A 22,550-nucleotide genomic window follows, 5' to 3' on the forward strand; every position below is an offset into this window, starting at 1 on the left:
TTGTTAAACGATTTCTTCTTGATTGCGATGAAAAAAGCCGCTCCCAACATCAAAACGATGCAGGAGCGGCTTCTTCCTTATTCCTTTTTAAGCGCCGTATCAAGCGTGTGCCACGAAAGCACAGCGCACTTGACACGTGCGGGCATGTGCGAGACGCCTTCAAGCGCAGCGGCCTCGTCGAGTTCTTCGAGTTCTTCCTCCGTCAGCTCTTTGCCTTTGATCATCGAGATGAAGAGATCGGCGAGATGGTGCGCTTCTTCAACGCTCTTGCCCTTGACGAGATCGATCATCATTGAGGTCGAAGCCTGTGAGATGGCGCAGCCAACGCCCGTGAAAGCGGCGTCCTTGATCTTGCCCGCCTCGACGATGAGCTCCAACGTGATCTCGTCGCCGCACGAGGGATTGTGCCCGCGCTCCTTGATGGTCGCGCCCGCAAGTTCATGCTTGTTTTCCGTCGAGCGGCTGTGCTCGGCGATCAGCTCCGTATAGATGTCCGTAAGGCTCATAGATGCATCACCTTCCTGACCTCTTTCAAGGCTTCGAGCCAGCGGTCGACATCCGCCTTCGTGTTGTAGAGGTAGAAGCTCGCGCGGCATGTGGCATTCTGCCCGAGATACTTCATCAGCGGCTGGGCGCAGTGGTGGCCGGCACGCACGGCGACGCCGAAGGAGTCAAGGATCGTCGCAACGTCGTGCGGATGGACGTCCTTGACGTTGAACGTGATGATGCCCGTCTTCAAGGCAGGGTCGGCGTCGCAGCCGTAAAGCTCGACGAAGGGGATCTCGCGCAATTTGGGCAGCGCGTAGTTCACGAGTTCCTGCTCGATGCGGCGCACGGTGTCGAAGCCCGTCTTTTCGAGGTATTCGATGGCGGCGCGAAGGCCTGCTGCGCCGCCGACGTTCTGCGTGCCCGCCTCAAACTTCTGCGGCAGCTCGGCGAACGTCGTCTCCTGCTCGGTGACATACTCGATCATGTCGCCGCCGCGCAAAAACGGCGGCATGGCATCGAGCAAGGCCTCCTTGCCGTAGAGCACGCCGATGCCCATGGGAGAGAGCAGCTTGTGACCCGAAAAGGCGAAGAAGTCGCAGTCCATATCCTGCACATCGACCGCCATGTGCGCCGCGCTCTGCGAGCCGTCAACGAGGATGACGGCGCCGTTTTCGTGCGCGACGGCGGCAATCTCCTTGACAGGATTGATGAGGCCGAGGACGTTCGAGACTTCCGTGACGGCGACAATCTTCGTCTTCTTCGTGATCTTCTTCTTCGCTTCCTCGACGGAGAGCCTGCCGTCCTTTTCGAGGTACATGTACTTCAAGACAGCGCCCTTCGCCTGAGCGACCATCTGCCACGGCACGAGGTTCGAGTGATGCTCGGCGATAGAGATGACGATCTCGTCGCCCGCCTCGACATTCGCGAGACCGTAGCTGTACGCGACGAGGTTCAGCGCCTCCGTCGCGTTCTTCGTGAAGATGATCTCCTGCGGCAGGCGCGCGTGGATGAAGGAGCGCGTCGCGGCGCGCGTGTACTCGTAGATGCCCGTCGCCTTGACGGAGAGCGCATACGCGCCCCGATGCGGGTTCGCGTTGCAGCCGCCATAGTAGCCGCAGATCGCCTGAATGACCTCGTTCGGCTTCTGCGTCGTCGCGCCGTTGTCGAGGTAGACGAGCGGCTGATTGTTCATCTTGTGCGTGAGCAAGGGAAAATCCTTGCGAATGTCTTCCTCAGTCCGCATCTTCGATCCTCCCTTCGATGGAAGCGGCGATCTCCTCCTTGAGCGCTTCGTCCGAAATGCGCGCGAGCACGGGGAAGAGGTCTGCCTCGACGACGAGACGCCGCGCCTCGGCGAGATCGAGTCCGCGGCTCATCAAATAGAAGAGCTTCGCCTCGTCCATCTTGCCGATGCTCACGGCATGATGTCCGTCGACGTCGCCCTCACCTGAGAGCATCAGCGGCACGGAGCGGTTGCGCACGCCGGGAGAGAGGATGATGACGTCCTCGTTCTCGCGCCCGACGGAGCCGGCTGAGCCTGCGATGAAGTCGAGCGTGCCGCGAAACACCTTCTGCGCCTCGTCCATCAATGCGCCCTTGACCTGCATATTTGCGTCGGTGTGCGCGCCCCTCTGGCGCACGAGATAGTTGAAGTCGAACTTGCGCTTCTTGTCAGCGAAGTAAAAGGCCGCGATATCCGCTGCGGCGTCCTTTCCCGCAAGCTCGACGGAAAGCTTCGATACGAGCTCGTTCGCGCCGACCTCAAAGATCGTATAGGAGAATGCGCCGCCCTCTTCGACGCACACCTTGACGTCGTCGGCATGGTCTTCCCCTTCGGGCACGAGCTGCACCTTGACGAGGGAAAGCGTTCCGCCTGCCTCAACATGCGCCTCGATCTCGGCATGGCCGCCCTCCCGATAGATCTGGACGGCTTCCTTCTTCTCGCCCGCCTTCACATGGATCTTCTGCACTTCGGCGACATCGAGCCCTGCGGGCAGAGCCGCGCCGTTGACGCCGAGCCAGCGCCAAGTGCGCATGGGAATGGAGCTGAAAAGTTCTTGATTCTGCATATTCTTCCCCTCCTTATCCCATCGTGCCTTCAAGCTCGATATTGACGAGATTGTTCATCTCAACGGCATATTCCAAAGGCAGTTCCTTCGCGATCGGCTCGACGAAACCTCGCACGATCATCGCGCGCGCCTCCTCCTCGTCGATGCCCCGGCTCGTCAGATAGTAGACCGCCTCGTCGCTGATGCGGCCGATCTTCGCCTCGTGCCCGATGTCCGCCTCATCGCCCTCGATGTCCATGGCAGGAAGCGTGTCGGAGCGCGAGATGCTGTCGAGCATCAGGGATTCGCAGTTGACCGAGCATTTCGTGAAAGGTGCATTCTTCGCTACCTTCACAGCGCTTCGGTAAATCGCCTTGCCGCCCGCCTTCGAGATCGAGCGCGTGTTGATCGTCGCCGATGTGTGTGGCGCCGTGTGGATGACCGTCGCGCCCGTGTCGAGCGTCTGCCCTTTCGACGCAAAGGTCACGCCCGTGAACTCGCAGCGTGCGCGCTCGCCGTGCAGAATGCTGCACGGGTAGAGCATGGAGACGTGCGAGCCAAAAGAGCCGGAGACCCACTCGATCAGGCCGTCTTTTTCAACGAGGGCGCGTTTCGTGTTGAGGTTCATCATGTTGCGCGACCAGTTCTCGATCGTCGAGTAGCGAAGCCGTGCCCCTTCCTTGACGAACAGTTCGACGCAGCCTGCATGGAGATTCGTCACATTGTATTTCGGCGCCGAGCAGCCCTCGATGAAGTGCAGGTTCGCGCCTTTTTCCACGATGATCAGCGTGTGTTCGAACTGCCCCGCGCCCGGCGCGTTGAGCCGGAAATACGACTGCAATGGAATCTCCACATTGACGCCCTCGGGCACGTAGACGAAGGAGCCGCCCGACCAGACGGCGCCGTGCAGCGCCGCGAACTTGTGATCCTTCGGCGGCACGAGCTTCATGAAGTACTTCTTGACCAACTCCTCGTGCTCGACGAGCGCCGTTTCCATATCGGTGTAGACGACGCCCTGCTTCACGAGGCTTTCCTGTATGCTGTGGTAGACGACTTCCGAATCGTACTGTGCGCCGACGCCCGCGAGCGATGTCTTCTCCGCTTCGGGGATGCCGAGTCGGTCGAACGTATCCTTGATGTCCTCGGGAACTTCCTTCCAGTTTCCCGTCATCTTCGCATCAGGGCGCACGTAGGTGACGATCTCATCCATATTCAGCTCTGAGAGATCCGGCCCCCACGAGGGAAGCGCCATCTTGTTGTACGTCTCGAGCGACTTCAGACGAAACTCAAGCATCCAATCGGGATCGTGCTTCTGCTTCGCGATGTCGCGGATGATGTCCTCCGTCAGCCCCTGCTGTGCCTTGTAGACGGGGACGTCGTGGTTCTTGATGTCGTAGAGCGTGCGCTCGATGTCCTCCACAAAGGTTTTCTTCTTTGCCATCTCGCCCACCTCACTTTGCCGCAGCGTCGTCGAGGATGTGCGTGAAGCCGCGGCGGTTCACCTCGTCGATGAGTTCCGGACCGCCCTCTTCGACGATCGTGCCGCCGATGATGACATGCACGCGGTCGACCTTGAGCTTTTCCAGAATCTTCGAGTTGTGCGTGATGATGAGGCAGCTGTTGTCCGCCGTATGATACTTCTCGATGCCCGAGGAAACGATCTGTACGGCATCGACGTCGAGTCCCGAATCCGTCTCATCGAGCAGCGCGAGCTTCGGCGCGAGCATCAAAAGCTGCAGGATCTCATTGCGCTTCTTCTCGCCGCCCGAAAAGCCCACGTTCATGTAACGCTCGGCATACGAAGGATCGATCTTCAGCTCTTCCATCGTCTTTTTGAGTTCCTTCTTGAAAGCCATGATCTTGACCTTCTCGCCCGTCACCGCCTGCTTCGCCGTCCGAAGCATGTTCTCGACCGTGATGCCCGGGATCTCCTCGGGCGTCTGGAACGAGAGGAAGAGACCTTCCCTCGCGCGCTCGAACGTCTTCTTTTCCAGTAGGCTCTTGCCCTCGAAAGAAATATCGCCCGCCGTCACCTCGTACTTCGGATGACCCATGATGACGTTCATGAGCGTCGACTTGCCCGAGCCGTTCGGCCCTAGGATCACATGTACCTCGCCCTTGTTGATCGTCAGGCTGAGGTTCTTTAATATCGCTTTTCCCTCCACGCCTGCGGAGAGATTCTTGATGTTCAGCAATGCATCCGACATGATGATGCTCCTTTCTTCCGCACGGAATCTTTTGGCAATTCGCCGCCGTGCAACGCATTATGTTCAATCGCCTTCAAGAAGGTAGCGCCTTCTAAAGGTTTCATGGTATTTTACTCGGGATTTATTTCCTTTCATTTTAGGTGGTTTTATCATAAATGTCAATCCCATAAAGCAAAAGTCCTTGTAGATAATAATTATCATAAAAAGGCCGACGCATACGCTCCGTATGCATCGGCCGAAAATGCCTGCTGCTCATTCCAGCGTCATGATCTTGTGCTTCAAGACATAGATCAGAGCCTGCGTGCGGTCGTTGACGTTGAGCTTGCGGAAGATATTCGTCAGATGGTTCTTGACCGTCTTCTCGCTGACGAAGAGCGCCTGCGCGATGTCCTGATTGCTGAAGCCCTTGGCAATACACGACAAGACGTCCATCTCACGCGAGGTTAAGCGCTCGGAGCGGCTCTCGCGCCACATCGTGCGCGCCTTCTCGTTGATGTTCTCATCCTCGGCGACGCCGCCGAAGAGACGCTCGGCGAGAGACGGGTAGACGAAAGCATTGCCCTCGTTGACGACGTGGATCGCCTTGATGAGCATCGAAGGCTCGACATCCTTAAGGAGATAGCCGAGGACGCCGTTTTTCAAGAGTTCAAGTACATAATTGTCACTGTCGTGAATCGTCAGCACGATGATCTTGGTCTTGGACTTCGCCGCCTGGAGCTGGCACGCCACCTCAAGACCCGACAACCCCGGCATATTGAGGTCGAGGAGCAGCACGTCGGGCTGCAGAACGAGGGTTCTGGCAAGCGTCTCCTGCCCGTCCTCCGCCTCGCCGATGACCTCCAGGTCGTCTTCGAAATTCAGCACGCGTTTAACCCCCTGCCGAAGCAGCGCATGGTCATCCGCGATCAAGATCTTGATTGTCATTGCCAAACATCCTTTCCTTTCCGCTCTGATTCCGCCGTTCCTTCGGCAGGAGAAAAAGTATCGCGCAAGATGTGCGCGGTCAAAAATATCATGATTTCCGAATCGGTCTTCGTGTGGCGAACGCTCTTGAAGAATGCGCCAAGTATGGGGATGTCACCCAAGAGCGGCACCTTTGCAAAAACGCGCGATTCCTCGCTGCCGATGAGCCCGCCAATGACCATGGTCTCGCCGTCTTTTAAGCGTACGGTCGTATCGGCCGAGCGCTCCTGGAACTTGTACGCCTTGAGGGCGTCGACGTAGACAGGAGAACTGACCTCCGTGTGAACCCGCGCCGTGATCTCGCCGTTTTCATGAATGCGCGGCGTATAGCGCAGGATGATGCCCGCCTTCTTATACGTTATCGAGGTCGTCACCGTAGAATTCGTCGTCTGCGTCTCGGGCACGGGCACGGAACCGCCGATGTTGATCACGGCTTCCCTGCCCTGCAGCGTCGTGATGTTCGGACGTGCCAAGACGTTTGCCTTGCCATCCGTGACGAGTGCCGCGATCTTCGCCCGATAGTAGAACTCATAGGGCTTTCCTTCGGGCGTCCTGCCGAAGCGGATGACGCCCGGCACCTCACCATCGATGCCTCTTCTTCCACCCTCCGAGCCGCCCTTCGCCGTGGCGTGCGAATCGATGGGCAGCGGCGACCAATCCCAGTCTACACCGAGTTCCTTCGCCGCGTTTTTCTCCAATGCGACGACACGCGCCTCCAAAGATACCTGCTCGGTAGGCACATCGAGCGAATGCAGCACAGCCTCAGCGCGTACCTTCTCCTCTTCTGTTCCATAGAAAAGCAGGGCATTTGTCGCACGGTCAATCAAAAGCCGCTCTCCCGTTCGGTAAAGCCCCTGCTCGCTTATATCTTCCTTCCCATTTTTCTTATTCTCGTCTATCGCGAAAATTCCTGCTTCTCCCAAAGATAATTTTACGGCAGCGAAAGCCGTATCAAGATCCGCATAGCGAACGGGCAGCACGTGCATGCGGTAAAAAGGCGTTGCCTCCTTCGCCGCGCGCACGAGAAGGACTTTTCCCTCATGCTGCACTACCAGCCCTTTCGCCTTGCCGATGAGCATCAGTGCTTCTTCCGGCTCAACGTCCTTGAGGCTGAGGCTGATGCGTCCTTTCACAGAATCGTCAAGTATGAGGTCGAGTCCCGAAAGCCGGGCAATGGACGTCAGAATCGCCGTCACATCCGCATCAACAACTTCAAGCGTCAAGGGAGAGGCCGATGCCGGTGAAGAGCCGGCAAACCATGCGGCAAGGAAAAATGCACCGACTCTCGGCAAGCTGCCCATATCGAACTCCCTCCTTGGAGCACAAACAATTCTCTCCCAGCTCATCCCTTAGACGCTATTTTTCCCGAACTGCATCGAGCAGATTCATCCGGGAAGGTTCAGTGTGTACGACTTGCCGCCGACCACGACGACGGCGCTTTTGTCCGAAAGCGACTGCAGCAGCACGCCCTCTTTTTCCTCGCCCTCAGCGAGGAAAAAATCGTGTCCGCCGACCGAGAGCAACAGCACGGTTCCGACATTGCTCGTCACCGTACCACGCACCTGCGGCACAGCAGCACTGGCGGTCTTCCCCACTGCTACACCGTTCGGCGAGGCCGCAGTTTTCTCATTCTGGCGCCCGCCTGCACTCGAATCGCTACCGCTCTTGTCCGTCGCACGGTTCAGCGCGGCAGCACACCGTTCGTCACCGCCGCCGACAGCGGCCATCGCCGCAACCGTCGCCTGTTCCTCACCATGAAGCAGTGCGAACGGATCGGCCAACGCCTTTTTATTCTGCGCCTCCTTCGTTCCCGTCACATCCTCACGCAACGGCGCCTGAGACACCGCTGCCGAGGGCGGTGCGACGAACACGCCTTCCTCCGGCTCCGTCCCTTCAACAAAGAACCACGCGCCCACGGCGACAAGAAGAGCCGCGAGAAGAATCGGTCGCCGCCCTTGCAGCCTGACATCCTCACCAGTGCCGACAAGACGTTCGCGCAAGGCGGTAAACCAACCGTCCGCCAAAACTTCACGCACGCCCGTATTCTCCTTCATCTCTTCTCCTGATTTTCTCTCATCCCTTTTCAGCATTCTCTATCACCTCCTTTCAAGAGAATCACGAATAAATTCCCGTTCTCCAAGGAATAAAACAGCCCCGCTTCCTCCTTGCCAGAATCCGCAGAGCTGTTGATCTCGCCTCTTGCGAGTATACGACGGAAACACCGATCCGTCGATGCTCCCTATGTCTTGCGGAAGCTCTCTCCAAGAAGATCCTCGCAGAGCTTCCGTCATCTTATGATCCTTTACTTTGCAATATGCCCCAGCTACTTTTTCGCCGCCTTGAGCGCTTCGAGCTTCGGCCCCATGATGCGCTTGTACGACTCAACACCGGGCTGATTGAACGCGTCGACATCGGCAAACTCTCCCTCATAGGCAATGCTCAGAGCCAAGAGATAAAGCAGTTCTCCCAGATGGAAGGCATTGAGTTCGGGCAGCGAGAACAGCGCATTGAAGCGTTCATTCGAGGCAAGCGCATCGGCGTTCGATTGACGTGCGACCTCAAGTGCCTCGCCCATCGTCAGCCCCGAGATGTCCGCCAGCTTCTTCACATCGGGAAATTCGTTCGGAATCACGAGATCGTCCACCCACTTTTCCAAGCGGATGAACTGCACGACCTTGTTGCGCTTGCCCTCTTGATGCTGCTGCGTCTGCGCATGCATGTCCGTCGTGCCGACGGCGACAACGGGTGTCCTGCCGTAGCAGACTTCATTGCCCTCGCGATCGACCTCCTTGCCCAAGGACTCCGCCAAGAGCTGGATGTACCACTCGGAGACCGACTTCATGTAGTCGCCGTAAGGCATCATGACCTCGATGTCTCGCCCATACTTCTCGGAAGCGATGAACTTCAAGACCGCATTGAGCATCGCCGGATTCTGCCATACGTCGTCCGCTTGGCATGCCTCGTCCATCGCACGCGCACCCGCGAGGAACGATTCGATGTCGAAGCCGATGCAGGCCGCGAGCGACAGCCCGACCTCGGAGAAGATCGAGAAGCGTCCGCCCACGCCGTCGGGCACGGCGAACGTCTGCCAGCCTTTATCTTTCGCAAGCTTCTTCAAAAGCGTCGGCTTCTCTTCATTCGGATCGGTCACGGCGACAACTTCGACCTCGATATCCGCATCGTCTCGCAGTGCCTTGTAGACTACCATGAAGTTCGACATCGTGTCAAGCGTGCCGCCCGACTTCGAGATCACGAGGAGCATCACGCGAAGCGCACGCTTCTTGTGACTTCTGGCGATCTTCGCCTGATTCTTGAGCGAACGGAGAAGATCGCCCGTCGCACGCGGGTCAATGTTGTTGCCGCTGAAATAGACCTTAGGAAAGCCGCCGCGCTCTTCTTCCGTCCTCTCGTTCCAGTAGGCACCGCACTCTACATCGAAAAGTACCTTGTTGCCGAGATAGGAGCCGCCGATCCCGAGCGAGACGACGGCGTCCGTATGATTCTTGACATGCGCCGTCAATTCCTTCAGGCGCGCGAGCGAGGCGGGCGAGTTCAAATGCCCGTCGGCGACATACGGCAGCTCGGAGAAGAGCACCTTCTCCGGCGTGCCGTCCTTCGACAGATGGCCGCGAATGACACCCGTCGAGCGCATGACTTTCATCGCCTCATGCGCCTTCTTCATCCTGTCCGCCATTTCCTTGACATCAGTCTCTGTCACCTTGCCCGGGCCATAGAGATTATCGTAGTCAAAAAGGAATCCAGACTTCAACTTCAACCCCATCGATCATCAACCCCCATGCCATCAGCGATATTTGAGAAACAGACTCACATCAGAACTTAATGCTTACAGTATAGCACACCACTGGAAAAAGAACAATCCCCACTTAGGCAATTACTCCGCATCTTCTTCCATCTTTTGTCGGAGCAAAGGCCCGATCCTTTGCACGAGATACGCCATGAAGTCGTCGCGGATCTCCGGCCGTTTCAAGGCCTGCTCCACCGTCGCTTCCAAGAAGCCCTCCTTGTCACCGATGTCGTAGCGCCTTCCCTCGAAACGGTAGGCGTAGACCTTTTCCTTGTGCGCAAGCTCACAGATGGCGTCTGTCAGCTGGATTTCCTCTCCGGCACCCGGTTTCGTATGCTCCAAGATGTCGAAAATGGCCGGCGTCAACACATAGCGGCCGAGTACGGCGAGGCGCGACGGCGCCTTTTCTGCCTCGGGCTTTTCCACGAGATCGACCGCCTGCCAGACGTTCGGCTTCACCGTACGCGGGGCGACGATACCGTAGCGAGAAACTTGGTTCTGCGGCACCTGCTGCACGCCGAGTACACTGCCGCCGTAATCCTCATAAACGTCGATAAGCTGCGCGAGGCACGGCACCTTCGCGTCGACGAGATCGTCGCCCAAGAGCACGGCGAAAGGCTCGTCACCAACGAACTGGCGCGCGCAGAGCACAGCATGGCCAAGCCCGCGCGCCTCCTTCTGCCGGATGAAGTGGATCTGGATGTCCGAGATCTCCTCAACCATCTTGAGCATGTCATACTTGCCGTGCTCCTTGAGTTGCATCTCCAGCTCCAGGGAACGGTCAAAGTGATCTTCGATCGAGCGCTTGTTGCGTCCCGTGATGATCAGAAGCTCCTCGATGCCCGAGGCGACAGCCTCCTCAACGATGAACTGGATGGCCGGCGTATCGACGATGGGCAGCATCTCCTTCGGCTGCGCCTTCGTCGCCGGCAAGAAGCGCGTGCCAAGACCCGCTGCAGGGATGATCGCCTTGCGGATTTTCTGCTTCGTCATCATTACCCCCGAATGACAGCGAGGAGTTCCTCCGTCTTTTCCTTCATCAATTTTTCATCATGACGAGTCTCCACATTGAGACGGATCACCGGTTCCGTGTTCGACATGCGCAGGTTGAAGCGCCAGTCCGCGAACTCGACGGAGAGTCCGTCCACCTTCGTAACCTTGCCCTTGCCGCCGTAGATTTCCTCGACCTTCTTCATCACGGCATGCGCATCGGCAACCTTGCTGTTGACTTCGCCCGAGATCGGATAGCGCGCCATGCGCTCCGCCATAAGTTCGGACAAGGGCTTTCCTGCAGCGCTCATCAGTTCGAGCACCAAGAGCCACGGAATCATGCCGCTGTCGCAATAAGAGAAGTCGCGGAAGTAGTGGTGTGCACTCATCTCGCCGCCGTAAACCGCATTGACCTTGCGCATCTTGTCCTTGATAAACGCATGGCCGCTCTTGCACATCACAGCCTCGCCGCCAAGTTCATCGCAGATTTCGATCGTGTTCCAGACGAGGCGCGGATCGTAGATGATCTTCGCGCCCTTGTTCTTCTTGAGGAACGCCTGCGCGAGGAAGCCAACCATGTAGTAGCCCTCGATGAAGCCGCCCTTCTCGTCGAAGAGGAAGCAGCGATCGAAGTCGCCGTCCCAAGCGATGCCGACGGCAGCGCCCGACTCGCGCACCACCTTCGCCGTCGCCTCGCGATTCTCCTGCAGGATCGGGTTCGGTACGCCGTTCGGGAAGTTGCCATCCGGCTCATTGAAGACCTTGACCATCTCAAAGGGCAGATGCTTTTCGAGCGCGTTGATGATTGGCCCTGCCGCACCGTTGCCCGTATTGACGACAATTTTGAACGGCTTCAGCGCCTTGACATCGACGTATGTCAGGATGTGCTTGACGTACTCGTCGAGCACATCGACCTCTTCAATCTTCCCTTTCGGGCGGTCGAGCGGCTTGAAATCGCCCTCCATCACAGCCTTCTCGATGTCCTTGAGCCCCGTATCGCTCGAAATCGGGCGCGATTCCTTGCGCACGAACTTCATGCCGTTGTACTCTTTCGGATTGTGACTCGCCGTGATCATGATGCCGCCGTCCAGCCCATAGTGCGCCGTCGTGAAATAGATCATCTCCGTGCCGCACTGCCCGATGTCCATGACATCAGCGCCCGCCTCCGTCAGCCCCTTCGCAAGAGCGTCACGAATCGAAGGCCCGGAAAGACGAATATCGTGCCCGATTGCGACCTTCTTCGCATGGAAGAGATCGACGAAAACGCGCCCGATGCGATAGGCAAGCTCCTCATTGACCTCCTCCGGATAAATCCCACGGATGTCATACGCGCCGAAACCCTTGTTGCTGATTTTCATAACTGCCACCTCTTCTTGCTGAATACGTTGCCTTATGACTTCATGGTTTACTGAATTACTGAATATTATATTCTTTCGGGAAAAGGCGTCGATTTCCCTGCTTAGCAAAAGGAAAAAATTTAAGGAATCTGCATATTTCCAATAAAAAACGGCATGGCGCAAAACCATGCCGTTCCCAAATCCTTATGCGTCCACCTTGATCGCATGCGCCTCGCGCTGCAGCTGCTCGTAGAGCGTCTTGGCAAGACCGATACCGCCCGCTTCCGACATCTTTTCCACCATGGCCGTATCGCGCATGGATTCTAAGATGTCATCCGTGTTGTCGTGCCCGAAGAGCGTGTCCTTCGGCACAGTCTGGCGCATCTGCCGGTACATGATGTCGAGGAACATCGACTCAAAGCCCTTGCAGGCATCCATGAGTTTCTTGTTCGCCGCCGCTTCCTCGGCAGAAGTCTGTGCTTTCTGCCCCTTTTCGGGAGAGAGCGACTTCTGCGCCTCCTTCAGCTTGTCCGAAAACTGCACGCTGTCCGCGCGCTCCTTCGCCTGTTCCAAAGAGCTGTTCGCCGCTCCCTGTCCATGGAGCGCATCCGCATGTAAAGCGTCAAAAATCTGCATACCGTCTCACCTCGTCAAATGATTTCCAGGTCCGCATGGAGCGCCCCCGAGGCCTTCATCGCCTGCAGGATGGAAATGATGTTTTGCGCCGTCGCGCCGACCGAATTCAATGCGCCGACGACGTCGCCGACGTTCGCTGTCGCGGGCAGCACGATAGAGCTTGCCTTCTGCTCCTTCGCCTTGACGTCCGTGTTATCTGCAACGACCGTCGTACCTGGGCTGAACGGCGGCGGTTGATCGACGGTGAGATCCTTCGTGATGCTGATCGAAATGCCGCCCTGCGTGATGGCGATCTCATCGACGGCGATATTGCCGCCCATGACGATCGTGCCCGTGCGCTCGTTGACGACGACCTTGGCAACGGAATCCGGCATGACGGGAAGATCCTCAAGACTCGCAACGAAAGTGACGATATTGCCGCGGTAGTAGGCGGGCACGGAGATGTCGATGCGCCCGGGATTCGCCGCGCGCGCAATGCCGCCGTACTGTGAGTTGATTGCCTGCGCGACACGCGCCGCCGTCGTAAAATCCGCCTTGTTCAAAGAGAGCGCGATCGTACCGTTCGCGCCGATGTCATCATCCTCGACACTGCGCTCCACGATGGCGCCGCCTGGCGTCGTGCCGACAGTCGGGAAGTTCTTCTGCTGCGAACCGCCGCCCGAGCCTGCGGAAAACCCGCCCGTAGCCACAGGACCTTGCCCGACGGCATAGACCGTGCCGTTCGCCGCACGCAATGGCGTCTGCAGCAGAGTGCCGCCAGCGAGGCTCTTCGCATCGCCCATCGAGGATACGGTGATATCGATATTATCGCCTTCGCGCACGAAGGGCGGCAGCGTCGACGTAACCATGACGGCCGCGACGTTCTTCGTCTTCAAGTCCGCCTTATTGATCGTCACGCCGTACTCGCGCAGCATGTTCGTCACGGACTGCAAGGTTTCAAGCGTTTTGTTCGAATCGCCCGTGCCATTGAGACCAACGACGAGGCCGTAGCCCATGAGTTGGTTCGAACGCACGCCCTGCACCTTCGCAATATCCTTGATGCGCGTCACTGACGACTCTGCAAAAACCGTCGTGCTCATCATGACGACGAGGAAAAGTGCGGCAAAGCACGCAAGGATCTTCTTCATAAAACTGCCTCCTCAAAGCCAAGGAAAGTCGAACATTCCTCCAAAAGCCCATTCACCTAGAATAGAATGTTGAGAATCTGCGTGAGGATGCCCTGGCGCTGCTTCGCGTTCAGTGGCCCCTTGCCATCGAAGCGCACGGTGGCGTCCGCCACCTTCGTCGACGGAACCGTATTTTCATACGTCACATCATCGCGTCGCACGATGCCGCGCAATGTGATCTTGTGTTCGTCCTTATTCTGCCAGATGGACTGCGTACCCTCGACAACCATATTGCCATTCGGCTGTACCTCGACAACCGTCACCGCGATATTGCCCGAGAAATTACTCGAATCCTTGGCAGAGCCGTCCGCCTTCCACGAATCCGAACCGCCCGCCGAAGCCGAGGTCAAAAAATCAAAGATGCCCGTGCCCGCATTGAGTGTTGTCGAAGCCGACTTACCATTCTTGCGCGATTTCGTCTGCGTCGTCGTCGTCTTCTCGCTGATCACAATCGTCAGCGTATCACCCACATTATGCGCCTTACGGTCGGCAAAGACACCGTAGGACGTACCTTCCGCAGCATCCGCCCACAGAGACTGCGCAAAGGCCGTAGGAGCGAAGAAGAGCGCTCCGCCGAAAATGCTGGCGAGCATAAAGGACTGCCATTTCTTGCTATTTCTCATAATGTCCCCTTCTCAAGACCCAATCTCGACTGTGGATGCGTCCAACACCCGCGCGAGCATCACCTTGCGGGAAGCCGCATTGCGCACGCGGATCTTCTGCCCCACGCGACCTCGTGTGAGCGCGACGCCTGAAACACGCACTTCGATGCCATTGTAATGCGAAACAATCGTCACCGCCGCACCCGATTCCATCACGACCGGCTGTCGCAGGAGATCCTCCGAAAGCACCGTGCCCTCCCGAACCATGCGCGATACGACATGCCCAAGCGCCTCGCCCTTTTCTTTCAAGCAGCGTCCGCGCACGCGCGTCACTTCACGTTCCTCGAATCGCAGATCCGCTTCCGACAATGCCTGCTCAGGAAAGAGATTTCGCGAAGCGACGAGAACCGTGTCGTAAACGCGGACGGTATAATAGGAAAGCGCCCGACGATACGGTCTGCCATCCAAGAGCACAGAAACGTAAATCGGCGTTCGGCGGTCATACAAAAGCCCCAGAGGAGCTTCTACTGAGAACGAAACCTCGCCTGCTGGCAATTTCATGTCACGCGGCGGTTTCACAAGAGCCACCTCGCGACGGCGCGTTTCGCCCTTGTCCTTAAAGAGTGTCTCCATCTTCTCGTCCGTCATGCGCTCGAACTCAGCGGCGCTCACGGTCTGAGAAAAGCGCGACGCTTCCACCATACCCGCCGAAGTGAGGAAAAGGGCGACGCACACCAAGAAGAGTGCTGCCGCCGCCTTAGCCTTCATGTTTTATCCCTTCATCAACGCTTGAGGGAGTTCGCAATCTCAAGCATCGAATCCGACGTCGTGATCGCCTTGGAATTCGATTCGTACGCACGCTGCGCCACGATCATATTGACCATTTCCTCGACGATCTGGATGTTCGACATCTCGACAACGCCCTGCGTGAGTGTGCCCGCGCCTTCTTCTCCAGGGTTGGAGTCAATCGCGTTGCCCGAAGCATCCGTCTCCTTAAACAGGTTCTTGCCGATCGCGAAAAGACCTGCAGGGTTCACGAAGCGCGACAGCGTAATCTGTCCAACCGCTGTCACGTTGCCGCCAGCCGGCGTGCACGAAACCTGACCATCGCCCGCAATCACGATGGTATCACTCGGTGCATTGGCATCAAGTGTGATGCCGTCCGCCAAAGGGTAACCATCCGTCGTCACAAGGCGGCGGTTCTGGTCGAGCTTGAAAGAGCCGTCGCGCGTGTAGGCGATCGTTCCATCCGGCATCTCAATGCGGAAAAAGCCCTCACCCTGAATGGCGACATCGGTCGGATTGCCCGAGGACTGCAGATTGCCCTGCGTGAAGATGCGCTGCGTCGCCGCCGTGCGCGTGCCGAGACCGATGGCAAGCCCCGTCGGATACTGGGAATCGGCGCCGCTCTGCGCACCCGCAGCGCGCAGATTCTGGTAAACGAGATCCTGGAATTCCGCGCGCACCTTCTTCGAACCGAAGGTGTTAACATTCGCAATGTTGTGTGCGACGACGTCCATATTGTCCTGCTGCGCCTTCATGCCTGAAGCTGCGGACCAAAGTGCTCTCATCATAATGCAAAATCCCCCATCTGCGTTAAATCCGAAAAAATGACAAATCCCTATCCCTAGGATTCTTTACGTTATCAGCTCGTTCGGCCGACCTCGTTGACCGTCTTGTCTGTCATCGAGTCCTGCGTCACCAGAGCACGCGATCCCGCTTCATAGATGCGGTAATTGTTGATCAAACTGACCATCTCACTCGCAATATTGACATTGGAATTTTCGAGCATGCCCTGCTGAATGTCACCCGTTGCCGCCTGCGGCTGTGCGCCCTGCTGCGGACGATAGAGGTTGTCTCCTTGCTTCAAGACAGCCCGGCGATCATCGAACTGCACGAATTGCAAGGTGTCGATACGCCTCCGACCATCCATAATCTCGCCCTTGGCGCCGATCGTGATATTTGCACTGTCGGGCAGCATGATCGGGCGATTCTGTGCATTCAGAACGGCTTGTCCGCGTGCCGTCACGAGGGCGCCGTTCGCTTGCCGATAGAAACTGCCATCGCGCGTGTAGCGCACGCCCTGGGGCGTCTGAATGGCGAAATACCCCTCACCCGATACAGCGAGATCGAGCATGTTGCCCGTCGTCTTCATACTGCCCTGCACATGGTCGGTAGCGATCTCCGCCGTATAGGCGCCAAGTCCAAGATTGCCGACACGCGGCGGTCCCTGCTCCAACCGGAAGCCACGAAAAGACGTGACCTCATCGTCCTGGTTATCATTGATGCGCTTCAGCAGTATAGGTGCAAACTCCTGATTGATCGCCTCGTCCCTCTTGTATCCGGACGAGGCCGCATTCGCGAGGTTGTTGGCAATCACATCCGTACGGTTCGTCTCGGTAATCATGCCGGACGCCGCGACGTACAAGCCACGCAGCATGGCAAAGCCTCCTTGTCATCATCCGCAACATAGCAGATGTATACTTGCAAACTGCAAAATTCCTTATACTTTTTATCGGCATTTTCTCTCAAATCATAAGAGGGCAAAAGGCTTTATTTTAACAAGAACTTCACTCGCTCTGCCGCCATGCCGATATACTCGAGCGCCTTACCCGTGCCGAAGGCCACGCACGACATCGGATCCTCAGCCAGAGCAGCGGCAATTCCAGTCTCATGGCGCAGGAGTTCATCGAGTCCATAGAGCAGTGCACCGCCGCCCGTCATGACAATGCCTCGATCCATGATGTCCGCCGCAAGTTCCGGTGGTGTCTCCTCAAGCACCTTTTTCACGCACTGTACGATGCCCGTTACGGGAGCCTCAAGCGCTTCCGCCACATTCTTTGATGTCACCGTGATCGTTTTCGGCAAACCCGACAGAAGGTCACGCCCGCGCACCTCCATTGAAGAGTCGCGCGCACCGGAAAAGGCCGCACCAACATTGATCTTGATTTCCTCCGCCGTGCGTTCACCAATCAGCATATTGTACTCGCGCTTGATGTAAGCGATGATCGCCTCGTCAAAAGTATCGCCTGCGATGCGCAGGCTCGCGCTGTTCACGATGCCGCCAAGGCTGATGACGGCGACATCCGTCGTGCCGCCGCCGATATCAACGACCATCGAACCGTTCGGCTCCTCGATATTGAGTCCTGCGCCCAAAGCCGCGGCCAAGGGTTCCTCAATGAGCTGCGAATAGCGTGCGCCCGCCTGCTCCGCCGCTTCCTGCACAGCGCGCTGCTCGACGGTCGTGACACCTGACGGGATACAGATCATGATGCGCGGACGAAAGACGAAGCTTTTACCCGTGACCTTCTCAATAAAGAAGCGGATCATGCGCTCCGTCATGTCATAGTCGGCAATGACGCCCGATCGGAGCGGACGAATCGCTGCGATATTGCCAGGCGTGCGCCCGATCATGCGGCGTGCCTCCTCGCCGATTGCCAGGACACGTCCCGAATCGCGATCCATCGCCACGACCGAAGGCTCGCGCAGGACGACGCCTTTGCCCTTGACAAAAACGAGCACGTTCGCCGTTCCTAAATCAATCCCGATATCCATTGACATGCCAAACATATATCAAACCCCTTCCAAGGGATACTTCTCATCAGTCATCTTTTATAATATAATATTTTGCTTCCCGTGACAAGGGCTTCAAGGAACGTCTTCGCTCAGCGAAGCTTCATATTCTTCCAAATCAGCAAGTAACGTCGAGAGCGCCCGTTTTGCCACAAAGACGGGACAGTCCGGTGAACAAATCTCGCACTTGCCGCAGCATGCTTCCACCGCCTCGATTGCTTTCTTGACCTTCTCCGACTGTAGCATGATCGTTCCCCTTTCTGCAATAAAAAAGCCCAGCAAACGCTGAGCCCTGAATTCAAGTGGTGCGGTTGATGGGACTTGAACCCATACGTCTTGTGAACACTACCCCCTCAAGATAGCGCGTCTGCCAGTTCCGCCACAACCGCATGATAGATAAGATATGAAGTTTAGAGGATATGGTGCGGTCGAGAGGACTTGAACCTCCACGATGTTGCCATCACTAGCGCCTGAAGCTAGCGCGTCTGCCATTCCGCCACGACCGCATGTTGAATTTTTGGCGATATGGAAATCAGATGGTGCCGAGGACCGGAATCGAACCGGTATGGTTGTCACCAACCGGGGGATTTTAAGTCCCCTGCGTCTGCCAGTTTCGCCACCCCGGCATGCAAAAAATGGAGCGGGTGATGGGAATCGAACCCACGTGATCAGCTTGGAAGGCTGGAGCTCTACCATTGAGCTACACCCGCATCTAAGCTAAGTGGAGCTGGCGAGAAGAATCGAACTCCCAACCTGCTGATTACAAGTCAGCTGCTCTGCCTATTGAGCTACACCAGCAAAAGAAGTGGTGCCTCAGGACGGAATCGAACCGCCGACACGGGGATTTTCAGTCCCCTGCTCTGCCAACTGAGCTACCGAGGCATAAATGGCGACCCGAAGGGGACTTGAACCCCTGACCTCCGCCGTGACAGGGCGGCATTCTAACCAACTAAACTACCGGGCCACATTGGTGGGCGATAACAGGATCGAACTGCTGACATCCTGCTTGTAAGGCAGGCGCTCTCCCAGCTGAGCTAATCGCCCGCTACAAGCCTTATCCCCAGGAAGGGAAAATATGAAACACCCAAAGGTGAAATCAACAAGATGGTGACCCACCGGGGACTCGAACCCCGAACCTGCTGATTAAGAGTCAGATGCTCTACCAATTGAGCTAGTGAGTCATGATGTGAGATGGTCAAGCCAGTCACTAGATAAGCCACCGTGGTGGCTCACCCGGGGGTCGAACCCGGGACAACCTGATTAAAAGTCAGGTGCTCTACCAACTGAGCTAGTGAACCATACTGGCTGGGGTAGCTGGACTCGAACCAACGATGCGGGAGTCAAAGTCCCGTGCCTTAACCGACTTGGCTATACCCCAATTACCCCAGGGGTAAAATGGCTCCTCGAGCAGGGATCGAACCTGCGACAACCTGATTAACAGTCAGGCGCTCTACCGACTGAGCTATCGAGGAATGAAACCAGCAGCTTTCTATCCTCCCAGGTCGTCTCCAACCAAGTACTTTCGACGTATGAGTGCTTAACGACTGTGTTCGGGATGGGAACAGGTGGATCCACTCAGCTATCGCCACTGGATTTGTGAAGGTGTTTGTTGCACCCTCAAAACTATACAGAAGACTCAATGGAACATTTTAGGTAATAAGTCAAGCCCTCGGCGTATTAGTACGGGTCGGCTGCACGCCTTGCGGCGCTTCCACTCCCCGCCTATCAACCTCATCGTCTTTGAGGCGCCTTACCGGATTACTCCGTGAGAAACTTCATCTTAGGGCTGGTTTCACGCTTAGATGCTTTCAGCGTTTATCCTTTCCGGACGCAGCTACCCAGCTGCACGGCTGGCGCCATGACTGGTACACCGTTGGTCCGTCCACTCCGGTCCTCTCGTACTAGGAGCAGCCCCCTTCAGGTTTCTTCCGCCCGCGATGGATATGGACCGAACTGTCTCACGACGTTCTGAACCCAGCTCACGTACCACTTTAATGGGCGAACAGCCCAACCCTTGGGACCTGCTTCAGCCCCAGGATGTGATGAGCCGACATCGAGGTGCCAAACCTCCCCGTCGATATGGACTCTTGGGAGAGATTAGCCTGTTATCCCCAGGGTAGCTTTTATCCGTTGAGCGATGGCAATTCCACTCTCATTCCACCGGATCACTAAGCCCTACTTTCGTACCTGCTCGACTTGTCGGTCTCGCAGTCAAGCTCCCTTCTGCCTTTATGCTCTTCGCGCGATTTCTGTCCGCGCTGAGGGAACCTTTGGACGCCTCCGTTGCTCTTTCGGAGGCGACCGCCCCAGTCAAACTGCCCACCTGGCACTGTCCCGAGTGTCGTAACTACTTCGGTTAGATGACCAGCGGAGGAAGGGTGGTATCCCAACAGCGGCTCCGGGCGTCCTTGCGGCCGCCTTTCTTAGCCTCCCACCTATCCTGTACATCATCCGCCGGGCATCAATGCCAAGCTGCAGTAAAGCTCCATGGGGTCTTTCTGTCCAGTCGCGGGTAACCTGCATCTTCACAGGTATTTCAATTTCACCGGGCCCCTCGTCGAGACAGTGCCCAAATCGTTACGCCTTTCGTGCGGGTCGGAACTTACCCGACAAGGAATTTCGCTACCTTAGGACCGTTATAGTTACGGCCGCCGTTTACTGGGGCTTCAGCTCAAGGCTTCGGATTGCTCCTGACCTCTCCCCTTAACCTTCCAGCACCGGGCAGGCGTCAGCACCTATACGTCAGATTTCTCTTTTGCAGGCACCTGTGTTTGTGGTAAACAGTCGCTTGGGCTTCTCTTCTGTCGCCGGCCCCGGCTCCAACCGCAGGGGTCTTCACCAGTTCCGGCCATCCTTTTCCCGAAGTTACGGATGCAATTTGCAGAGTTCCTTAACGAGGGTTTTCCCGCGCACCTTAGGATCCTCTCCCTGCCTGCCTGTGTCGGTTTCGGTACGGGCGCAGTTCGTCTCGCTAGAAGCTTTTCTCGGCAGTGTGGTCCGCTTGGCTTCGGCTCACCCAAGGGTTTGCCTCCCTGTCACGTCTCGGCTTTTACAAGGGGGATTTGCCTCCCTTGCAGCCTACCGGCTTCGACGCGCTCTTCCATTCGCGCGCCCAAGCTCCCTCCTGCGTCACTCCATCACTCAAACGACTCCCTGCGGTACTGGAATGTTTGCCAGTTGTCCATCGCCTATGCTTGCTGCCTCGGCTTAGGTCCCGACTGACCCTGGGACGACGAGCGTTGCCCAGGAAACCTCAGGCTTTCGGTGGGCCAGATTCTTGCTGGCCTTTTCGCTACTCATACCGGCATTCTCACTGCCATGCACTCCACCGCTCCTTCCGGTACGGCTTCGCCGCGCATGGTACGCTCCCCTACCCCGCATACTTTCGTATGCAGCCGCAGCTTCGGTTCTGTACTTGAGCCCCGGATATTTTCGGCGCAGGGACTCTCGACCAGTGAGCTATTACGCACTCTTTAAATGGTGGCTGCTTCTGAGCCAACATCCTGGTTGTTTTCGAATTCCTACATCCTTTTCCACTTAGTACAGCATTGGGGACCTTAGCTGGCGGTCTGGGCTGTTTCCCTCTTGCGTACGGGTCTTATCACTCGCACGCTGACTCCCGAGTTTGACATGCAGCCATTCGCAGTTTGACTGGGGTCGGTAGGCTTTACGCCCCCTTGCCCGATCAGTGCTCTACCGTCTGCATGCATCACTCGAGGCTAGCCCTAAAGCTATTTCGGGGAGAACCAGCTATCTCCACGTTCGATTGGCATTTCACCCCTATGCACAGCTCATCCCAAAGTTTTTCAACACTCACGGGTTCGGCCCTCCGCTCAATTTTACCTGAGTTTCAGCCTGGCCATGCATAGATCACTGTGGTTTCGGGTCTACCCCGTCGAACTCTTCGCCCTTTTAAGACTCGCTTTCGCTTCGGCTCCGCGTTTTCCGCTTAACCTCGCTCGACAGGATAACTCGCCGGTTCATTCTTCAATAGGCACGCCGTCGCGCATATAAAGCGCTTCGACTGCTTGTGGACATACGGTTTCAGGTTCTATTTCACTCCGCTCCCGCGGTTCTTTTCGCCTTTCCCTCACGGTACTTTCCTCTATCGGTCGTCAGGTAGTATTTTGCCTTGGATGGTGGTCCACCCGGTTTCCCACAGGGTTCCTCGTGTCCCGTGGTACTCTGGATTCCAGCCCGTTCTTCAGCCTTTCGTGTACGAGGGTTTCACTCTCTTCGCCCGGCCTTCCCATGCCGTTCCACTAGGCTGCTTTCCCTTTATGCTGATCCTCAACCCCGAAAGCCCGAAAGCTTTCGGTTTGGGCTCTTCCCGCTTCGCTCGCCGCTACTGAGGGAATCTCGTTTGATTACTTTTCCTCCGGCTACTTAGATGTTTCAGTTCACCGGGTTTGTCTCCCTTTCGGGTAGTGCGACATGACTCGCACTGGGTTGCCCCATTCGGAGATCCGTGGATCAAGGCCTATTTGCGGCTCCCCACGGCTTTTCGCAGCTGATCGCGTCCTTCTTCGACTCCTGACGCCAAGGCATCCACCGTATGCCTTTCGTAGCTTGACTTTTCCACGATTCTTATCGTGTGTTTCGCCTCAAGGCATCATTTCTGATGCTTGGTTTGTGATCCTAAAATGTTCGGAAAATCTTTGCTGTATTTCTACAGCCTTCGATGATTTTCTTTCATTTTGTCTTCTGTGTAGTTTTCAAGGTACGACAGCGGTC

19 protein-coding genes, 12 tRNA genes and 2 rRNA genes are annotated in these 22,550 nt (G+C 56.8%); all 33 read right to left on the reverse strand.

Annotation, left to right across the window (positions count from 1 at the left end; genetic code table 11):
* Positions 1-77 precede the first annotated feature (77 nt).
* Complete coding sequence (sufU, locus tag OL236_RS08790; RefSeq protein WP_265070323.1) at positions 78-506, reverse strand: Fe-S cluster assembly sulfur transfer protein SufU; 429 nt, start codon at positions 504-506, stop codon at positions 78-80.
* Entirely contained in the window at positions 503-1,732 is a 1,230-nt protein-coding gene (locus OL236_RS08795) for a cysteine desulfurase (RefSeq protein WP_265070324.1), read from the reverse strand. The genes sufU and OL236_RS08795 overlap by 4 nt, the downstream gene beginning before the upstream one ends.
* A complete protein-coding gene (locus tag OL236_RS08800) occupies positions 1,722-2,558 on the reverse strand; it encodes a SufB/SufD family protein (RefSeq protein WP_265070325.1) in 837 nt (278 codons plus the stop codon). The genes OL236_RS08795 and OL236_RS08800 overlap by 11 nt, the downstream gene beginning before the upstream one ends.
* 13 nt (positions 2,559-2,571) lie before the next feature.
* On the reverse strand, positions 2,572-3,978 hold the full coding sequence (gene sufB, locus OL236_RS08805) for a Fe-S cluster assembly protein SufB (protein WP_009646892.1): 1,407 nt from the start codon (positions 3,976-3,978) through the stop codon (positions 2,572-2,574).
* Between the two features lie 10 nt (positions 3,979-3,988).
* Positions 3,989-4,744 (reverse strand): Fe-S cluster assembly ATPase SufC, encoded by a 756-nt coding sequence (gene sufC / locus OL236_RS08810; RefSeq protein WP_264918281.1) that lies wholly within the window; start codon positions 4,742-4,744, stop codon positions 3,989-3,991.
* A gap of 252 nt (positions 4,745-4,996) precedes the next feature.
* Positions 4,997-5,668: a response regulator gene (locus OL236_RS08815; protein ID WP_009646904.1), complete on the reverse strand. Its 672-nt coding sequence runs from the start codon at positions 5,666-5,668 to the stop codon at positions 4,997-4,999.
* The gene (locus OL236_RS08820; RefSeq protein ID WP_265070326.1) at positions 5,665-7,008 is read right to left on the reverse strand and encodes a type II secretion system protein GspD; all 1,344 of its coding nucleotides are present in this window, start codon (positions 7,006-7,008) and stop codon (positions 5,665-5,667) included. The genes OL236_RS08815 and OL236_RS08820 overlap by 4 nt, the downstream gene beginning before the upstream one ends.
* Before the next feature lie 84 nt (positions 7,009-7,092).
* Positions 7,093-7,797, reverse strand: a complete 705-nt coding sequence (locus OL236_RS08825) for a hypothetical protein (RefSeq protein ID WP_265070327.1) — start codon at positions 7,795-7,797, stop codon at positions 7,093-7,095.
* A 233-nt stretch (positions 7,798-8,030) separates the two neighbouring features.
* Positions 8,031-9,488: a glucose-6-phosphate isomerase gene (locus OL236_RS08830; protein ID WP_265070328.1), complete on the reverse strand. Its 1,458-nt coding sequence runs from the start codon at positions 9,486-9,488 to the stop codon at positions 8,031-8,033.
* Between the two features lie 111 nt (positions 9,489-9,599).
* Entirely contained in the window at positions 9,600-10,508 is a 909-nt protein-coding gene (gene galU, locus OL236_RS08835; protein ID WP_265070329.1) for a UTP--glucose-1-phosphate uridylyltransferase GalU, read from the reverse strand.
* The gene (locus OL236_RS08840; protein WP_265070330.1) at positions 10,508-11,860 is read right to left on the reverse strand and encodes a phosphomannomutase; all 1,353 of its coding nucleotides are present in this window, start codon (positions 11,858-11,860) and stop codon (positions 10,508-10,510) included. Before OL236_RS08840 ends, galU begins: the two co-directional genes overlap by 1 nt.
* 183 nt (positions 11,861-12,043) lie before the next feature.
* Positions 12,044-12,475, reverse strand: coding sequence for a rod-binding protein (locus OL236_RS08845; RefSeq protein ID WP_265070331.1), 432 nt, complete (start codon positions 12,473-12,475; stop codon positions 12,044-12,046).
* Positions 12,476-12,489: 14 nt separating this feature from the next.
* A complete protein-coding gene (locus tag OL236_RS08850; protein WP_265070332.1) occupies positions 12,490-13,602 on the reverse strand; it encodes a flagellar basal body P-ring protein FlgI in 1,113 nt (370 codons plus the stop codon).
* Positions 13,603-13,658: 56 nt separating this feature from the next.
* Positions 13,659-14,264 carry a flagellar basal body L-ring protein FlgH gene (locus tag OL236_RS08855; RefSeq protein ID WP_009646903.1) on the reverse strand — a complete coding sequence of 202 codons (606 nt, stop codon included), beginning with the start codon at positions 14,262-14,264 and terminating at the stop codon, positions 13,659-13,661.
* A 12-nt stretch (positions 14,265-14,276) separates the two neighbouring features.
* Positions 14,277-15,011 carry a flagellar basal body P-ring formation chaperone FlgA gene (flgA, locus tag OL236_RS08860; protein WP_265070333.1) on the reverse strand — a complete coding sequence of 245 codons (735 nt, stop codon included), beginning with the start codon at positions 15,009-15,011 and terminating at the stop codon, positions 14,277-14,279.
* Between the two features lie 14 nt (positions 15,012-15,025).
* Positions 15,026-15,817, reverse strand: coding sequence for a flagellar basal-body rod protein FlgG (gene flgG, locus OL236_RS08865; RefSeq protein WP_009646882.1), 792 nt, complete (start codon positions 15,815-15,817; stop codon positions 15,026-15,028).
* A gap of 71 nt (positions 15,818-15,888) precedes the next feature.
* Positions 15,889-16,683: a flagellar hook-basal body protein gene (locus OL236_RS08870; protein ID WP_265070334.1), complete on the reverse strand. Its 795-nt coding sequence runs from the start codon at positions 16,681-16,683 to the stop codon at positions 15,889-15,891.
* A gap of 113 nt (positions 16,684-16,796) precedes the next feature.
* Entirely contained in the window at positions 16,797-17,813 is a 1,017-nt protein-coding gene (locus tag OL236_RS08875; protein WP_265070335.1) for a rod shape-determining protein, read from the reverse strand.
* A 78-nt stretch (positions 17,814-17,891) separates the two neighbouring features.
* Positions 17,892-18,098: a hypothetical protein gene (locus OL236_RS08880; protein WP_265070336.1), complete on the reverse strand. Its 207-nt coding sequence runs from the start codon at positions 18,096-18,098 to the stop codon at positions 17,892-17,894.
* A gap of 21 nt (positions 18,099-18,119) precedes the next feature.
* A tRNA-Leu gene (locus OL236_RS08885) sits at positions 18,120-18,205 on the reverse strand.
* Positions 18,206-18,236: 31 nt separating this feature from the next.
* Positions 18,237-18,322 (reverse strand) — tRNA-Leu (locus OL236_RS08890).
* A gap of 31 nt (positions 18,323-18,353) precedes the next feature.
* Positions 18,354-18,442 (reverse strand) — tRNA-Leu (locus OL236_RS08895).
* Positions 18,443-18,452: 10 nt separating this feature from the next.
* A tRNA-Gly gene (locus tag OL236_RS08900) sits at positions 18,453-18,526 on the reverse strand.
* 12 nt (positions 18,527-18,538) lie between these two features.
* Positions 18,539-18,614: transfer RNA gene (locus OL236_RS08905), tRNA-Thr, on the reverse strand.
* An 8-nt stretch (positions 18,615-18,622) separates the two neighbouring features.
* A tRNA-Phe gene (locus OL236_RS08910) sits at positions 18,623-18,698 on the reverse strand.
* A 5-nt stretch (positions 18,699-18,703) separates the two neighbouring features.
* Positions 18,704-18,780: transfer RNA gene (locus OL236_RS08915), tRNA-Asp, on the reverse strand.
* A 4-nt stretch (positions 18,781-18,784) separates the two neighbouring features.
* Positions 18,785-18,860 (reverse strand) — tRNA-Val (locus OL236_RS08920).
* 61 nt (positions 18,861-18,921) lie between these two features.
* Positions 18,922-18,997 (reverse strand) — tRNA-Lys (locus tag OL236_RS08925).
* Positions 18,998-19,038: 41 nt separating this feature from the next.
* A tRNA-Lys gene (locus tag OL236_RS08930) sits at positions 19,039-19,114 on the reverse strand.
* 4 nt (positions 19,115-19,118) lie between these two features.
* Positions 19,119-19,194: transfer RNA gene (locus tag OL236_RS08935), tRNA-Gln, on the reverse strand.
* 18 nt (positions 19,195-19,212) lie between these two features.
* Positions 19,213-19,288: transfer RNA gene (locus tag OL236_RS08940), tRNA-Asn, on the reverse strand.
* A 4-nt stretch (positions 19,289-19,292) separates the two neighbouring features.
* A 5S ribosomal RNA gene (rrf, locus tag OL236_RS08945) occupies positions 19,293-19,409 on the reverse strand.
* 64 nt (positions 19,410-19,473) lie between these two features.
* Positions 19,474-22,391 (reverse strand): 23S ribosomal RNA (locus OL236_RS08950).
* Between the last annotated feature and the right edge of the window lie 159 nt (positions 22,392-22,550).

It is taken from the genome of Selenomonas sputigena (assembly GCF_026015965.1).
Lineage (GTDB): Bacteria > Bacillota > Negativicutes > Selenomonadales > Selenomonadaceae > Selenomonas.

Excerpts from the sequence above, each read along its gene's own strand:
- OL236_RS08845 (WP_265070331.1), bottom strand. The coding sequence starts at position 12,475 with ATGCAGATTTTTGACGCTTTACATGCGGATGCGCTCCATGGACAGGGA.
- OL236_RS08855 (WP_009646903.1), bottom strand. The coding sequence starts at position 14,264 with ATGAGAAATAGCAAGAAATGGCAGTCCTTTATGCTCGCCAGCATTTTC.
- flgA (WP_265070333.1), bottom strand. The coding sequence starts at position 15,011 with ATGAAGGCTAAGGCGGCGGCAGCACTCTTCTTGGTGTGCGTCGCCCTT.
- OL236_RS08870 (WP_265070334.1), bottom strand. The coding sequence starts at position 16,683 with ATGCTGCGTGGCTTGTACGTCGCGGCGTCCGGCATGATTACCGAGACG.
- sufU (WP_265070323.1), bottom strand. The coding sequence starts at position 506 with ATGAGCCTTACGGACATCTATACGGAGCTGATCGCCGAGCACAGCCGC.
- OL236_RS08875 (WP_265070335.1), bottom strand. The coding sequence starts at position 17,813 with ATGTTTGGCATGTCAATGGATATCGGGATTGATTTAGGAACGGCGAAC.
- sufB (WP_009646892.1), bottom strand. The coding sequence starts at position 3,978 with ATGGCAAAGAAGAAAACCTTTGTGGAGGACATCGAGCGCACGCTCTAC.
- OL236_RS08850 (WP_265070332.1), bottom strand. The coding sequence starts at position 13,602 with ATGAAGAAGATCCTTGCGTGCTTTGCCGCACTTTTCCTCGTCGTCATG.
- OL236_RS08820 (WP_265070326.1), bottom strand. The coding sequence starts at position 7,008 with ATGGGCAGCTTGCCGAGAGTCGGTGCATTTTTCCTTGCCGCATGGTTT.
- galU (WP_265070329.1), bottom strand. The coding sequence starts at position 10,508 with ATGATGACGAAGCAGAAAATCCGCAAGGCGATCATCCCTGCAGCGGGT.
- OL236_RS08795 (WP_265070324.1), bottom strand. The coding sequence starts at position 1,732 with ATGCGGACTGAGGAAGACATTCGCAAGGATTTTCCCTTGCTCACGCAC.
- OL236_RS08825 (WP_265070327.1), bottom strand. The coding sequence starts at position 7,797 with ATGCTGAAAAGGGATGAGAGAAAATCAGGAGAAGAGATGAAGGAGAAT.
- OL236_RS08800 (WP_265070325.1), bottom strand. The coding sequence starts at position 2,558 with ATGCAGAATCAAGAACTTTTCAGCTCCATTCCCATGCGCACTTGGCGC.
- OL236_RS08830 (WP_265070328.1), bottom strand. The coding sequence starts at position 9,488 with ATGGGGTTGAAGTTGAAGTCTGGATTCCTTTTTGACTACGATAATCTC.
- OL236_RS08840 (WP_265070330.1), bottom strand. The coding sequence starts at position 11,860 with ATGAAAATCAGCAACAAGGGTTTCGGCGCGTATGACATCCGTGGGATT.
- flgG (WP_009646882.1), bottom strand. The coding sequence starts at position 15,817 with ATGATGAGAGCACTTTGGTCCGCAGCTTCAGGCATGAAGGCGCAGCAG.
- OL236_RS08815 (WP_009646904.1), bottom strand. The coding sequence starts at position 5,668 with ATGACAATCAAGATCTTGATCGCGGATGACCATGCGCTGCTTCGGCAG.
- sufC (WP_264918281.1), bottom strand. The coding sequence starts at position 4,744 with ATGTCGGATGCATTGCTGAACATCAAGAATCTCTCCGCAGGCGTGGAG.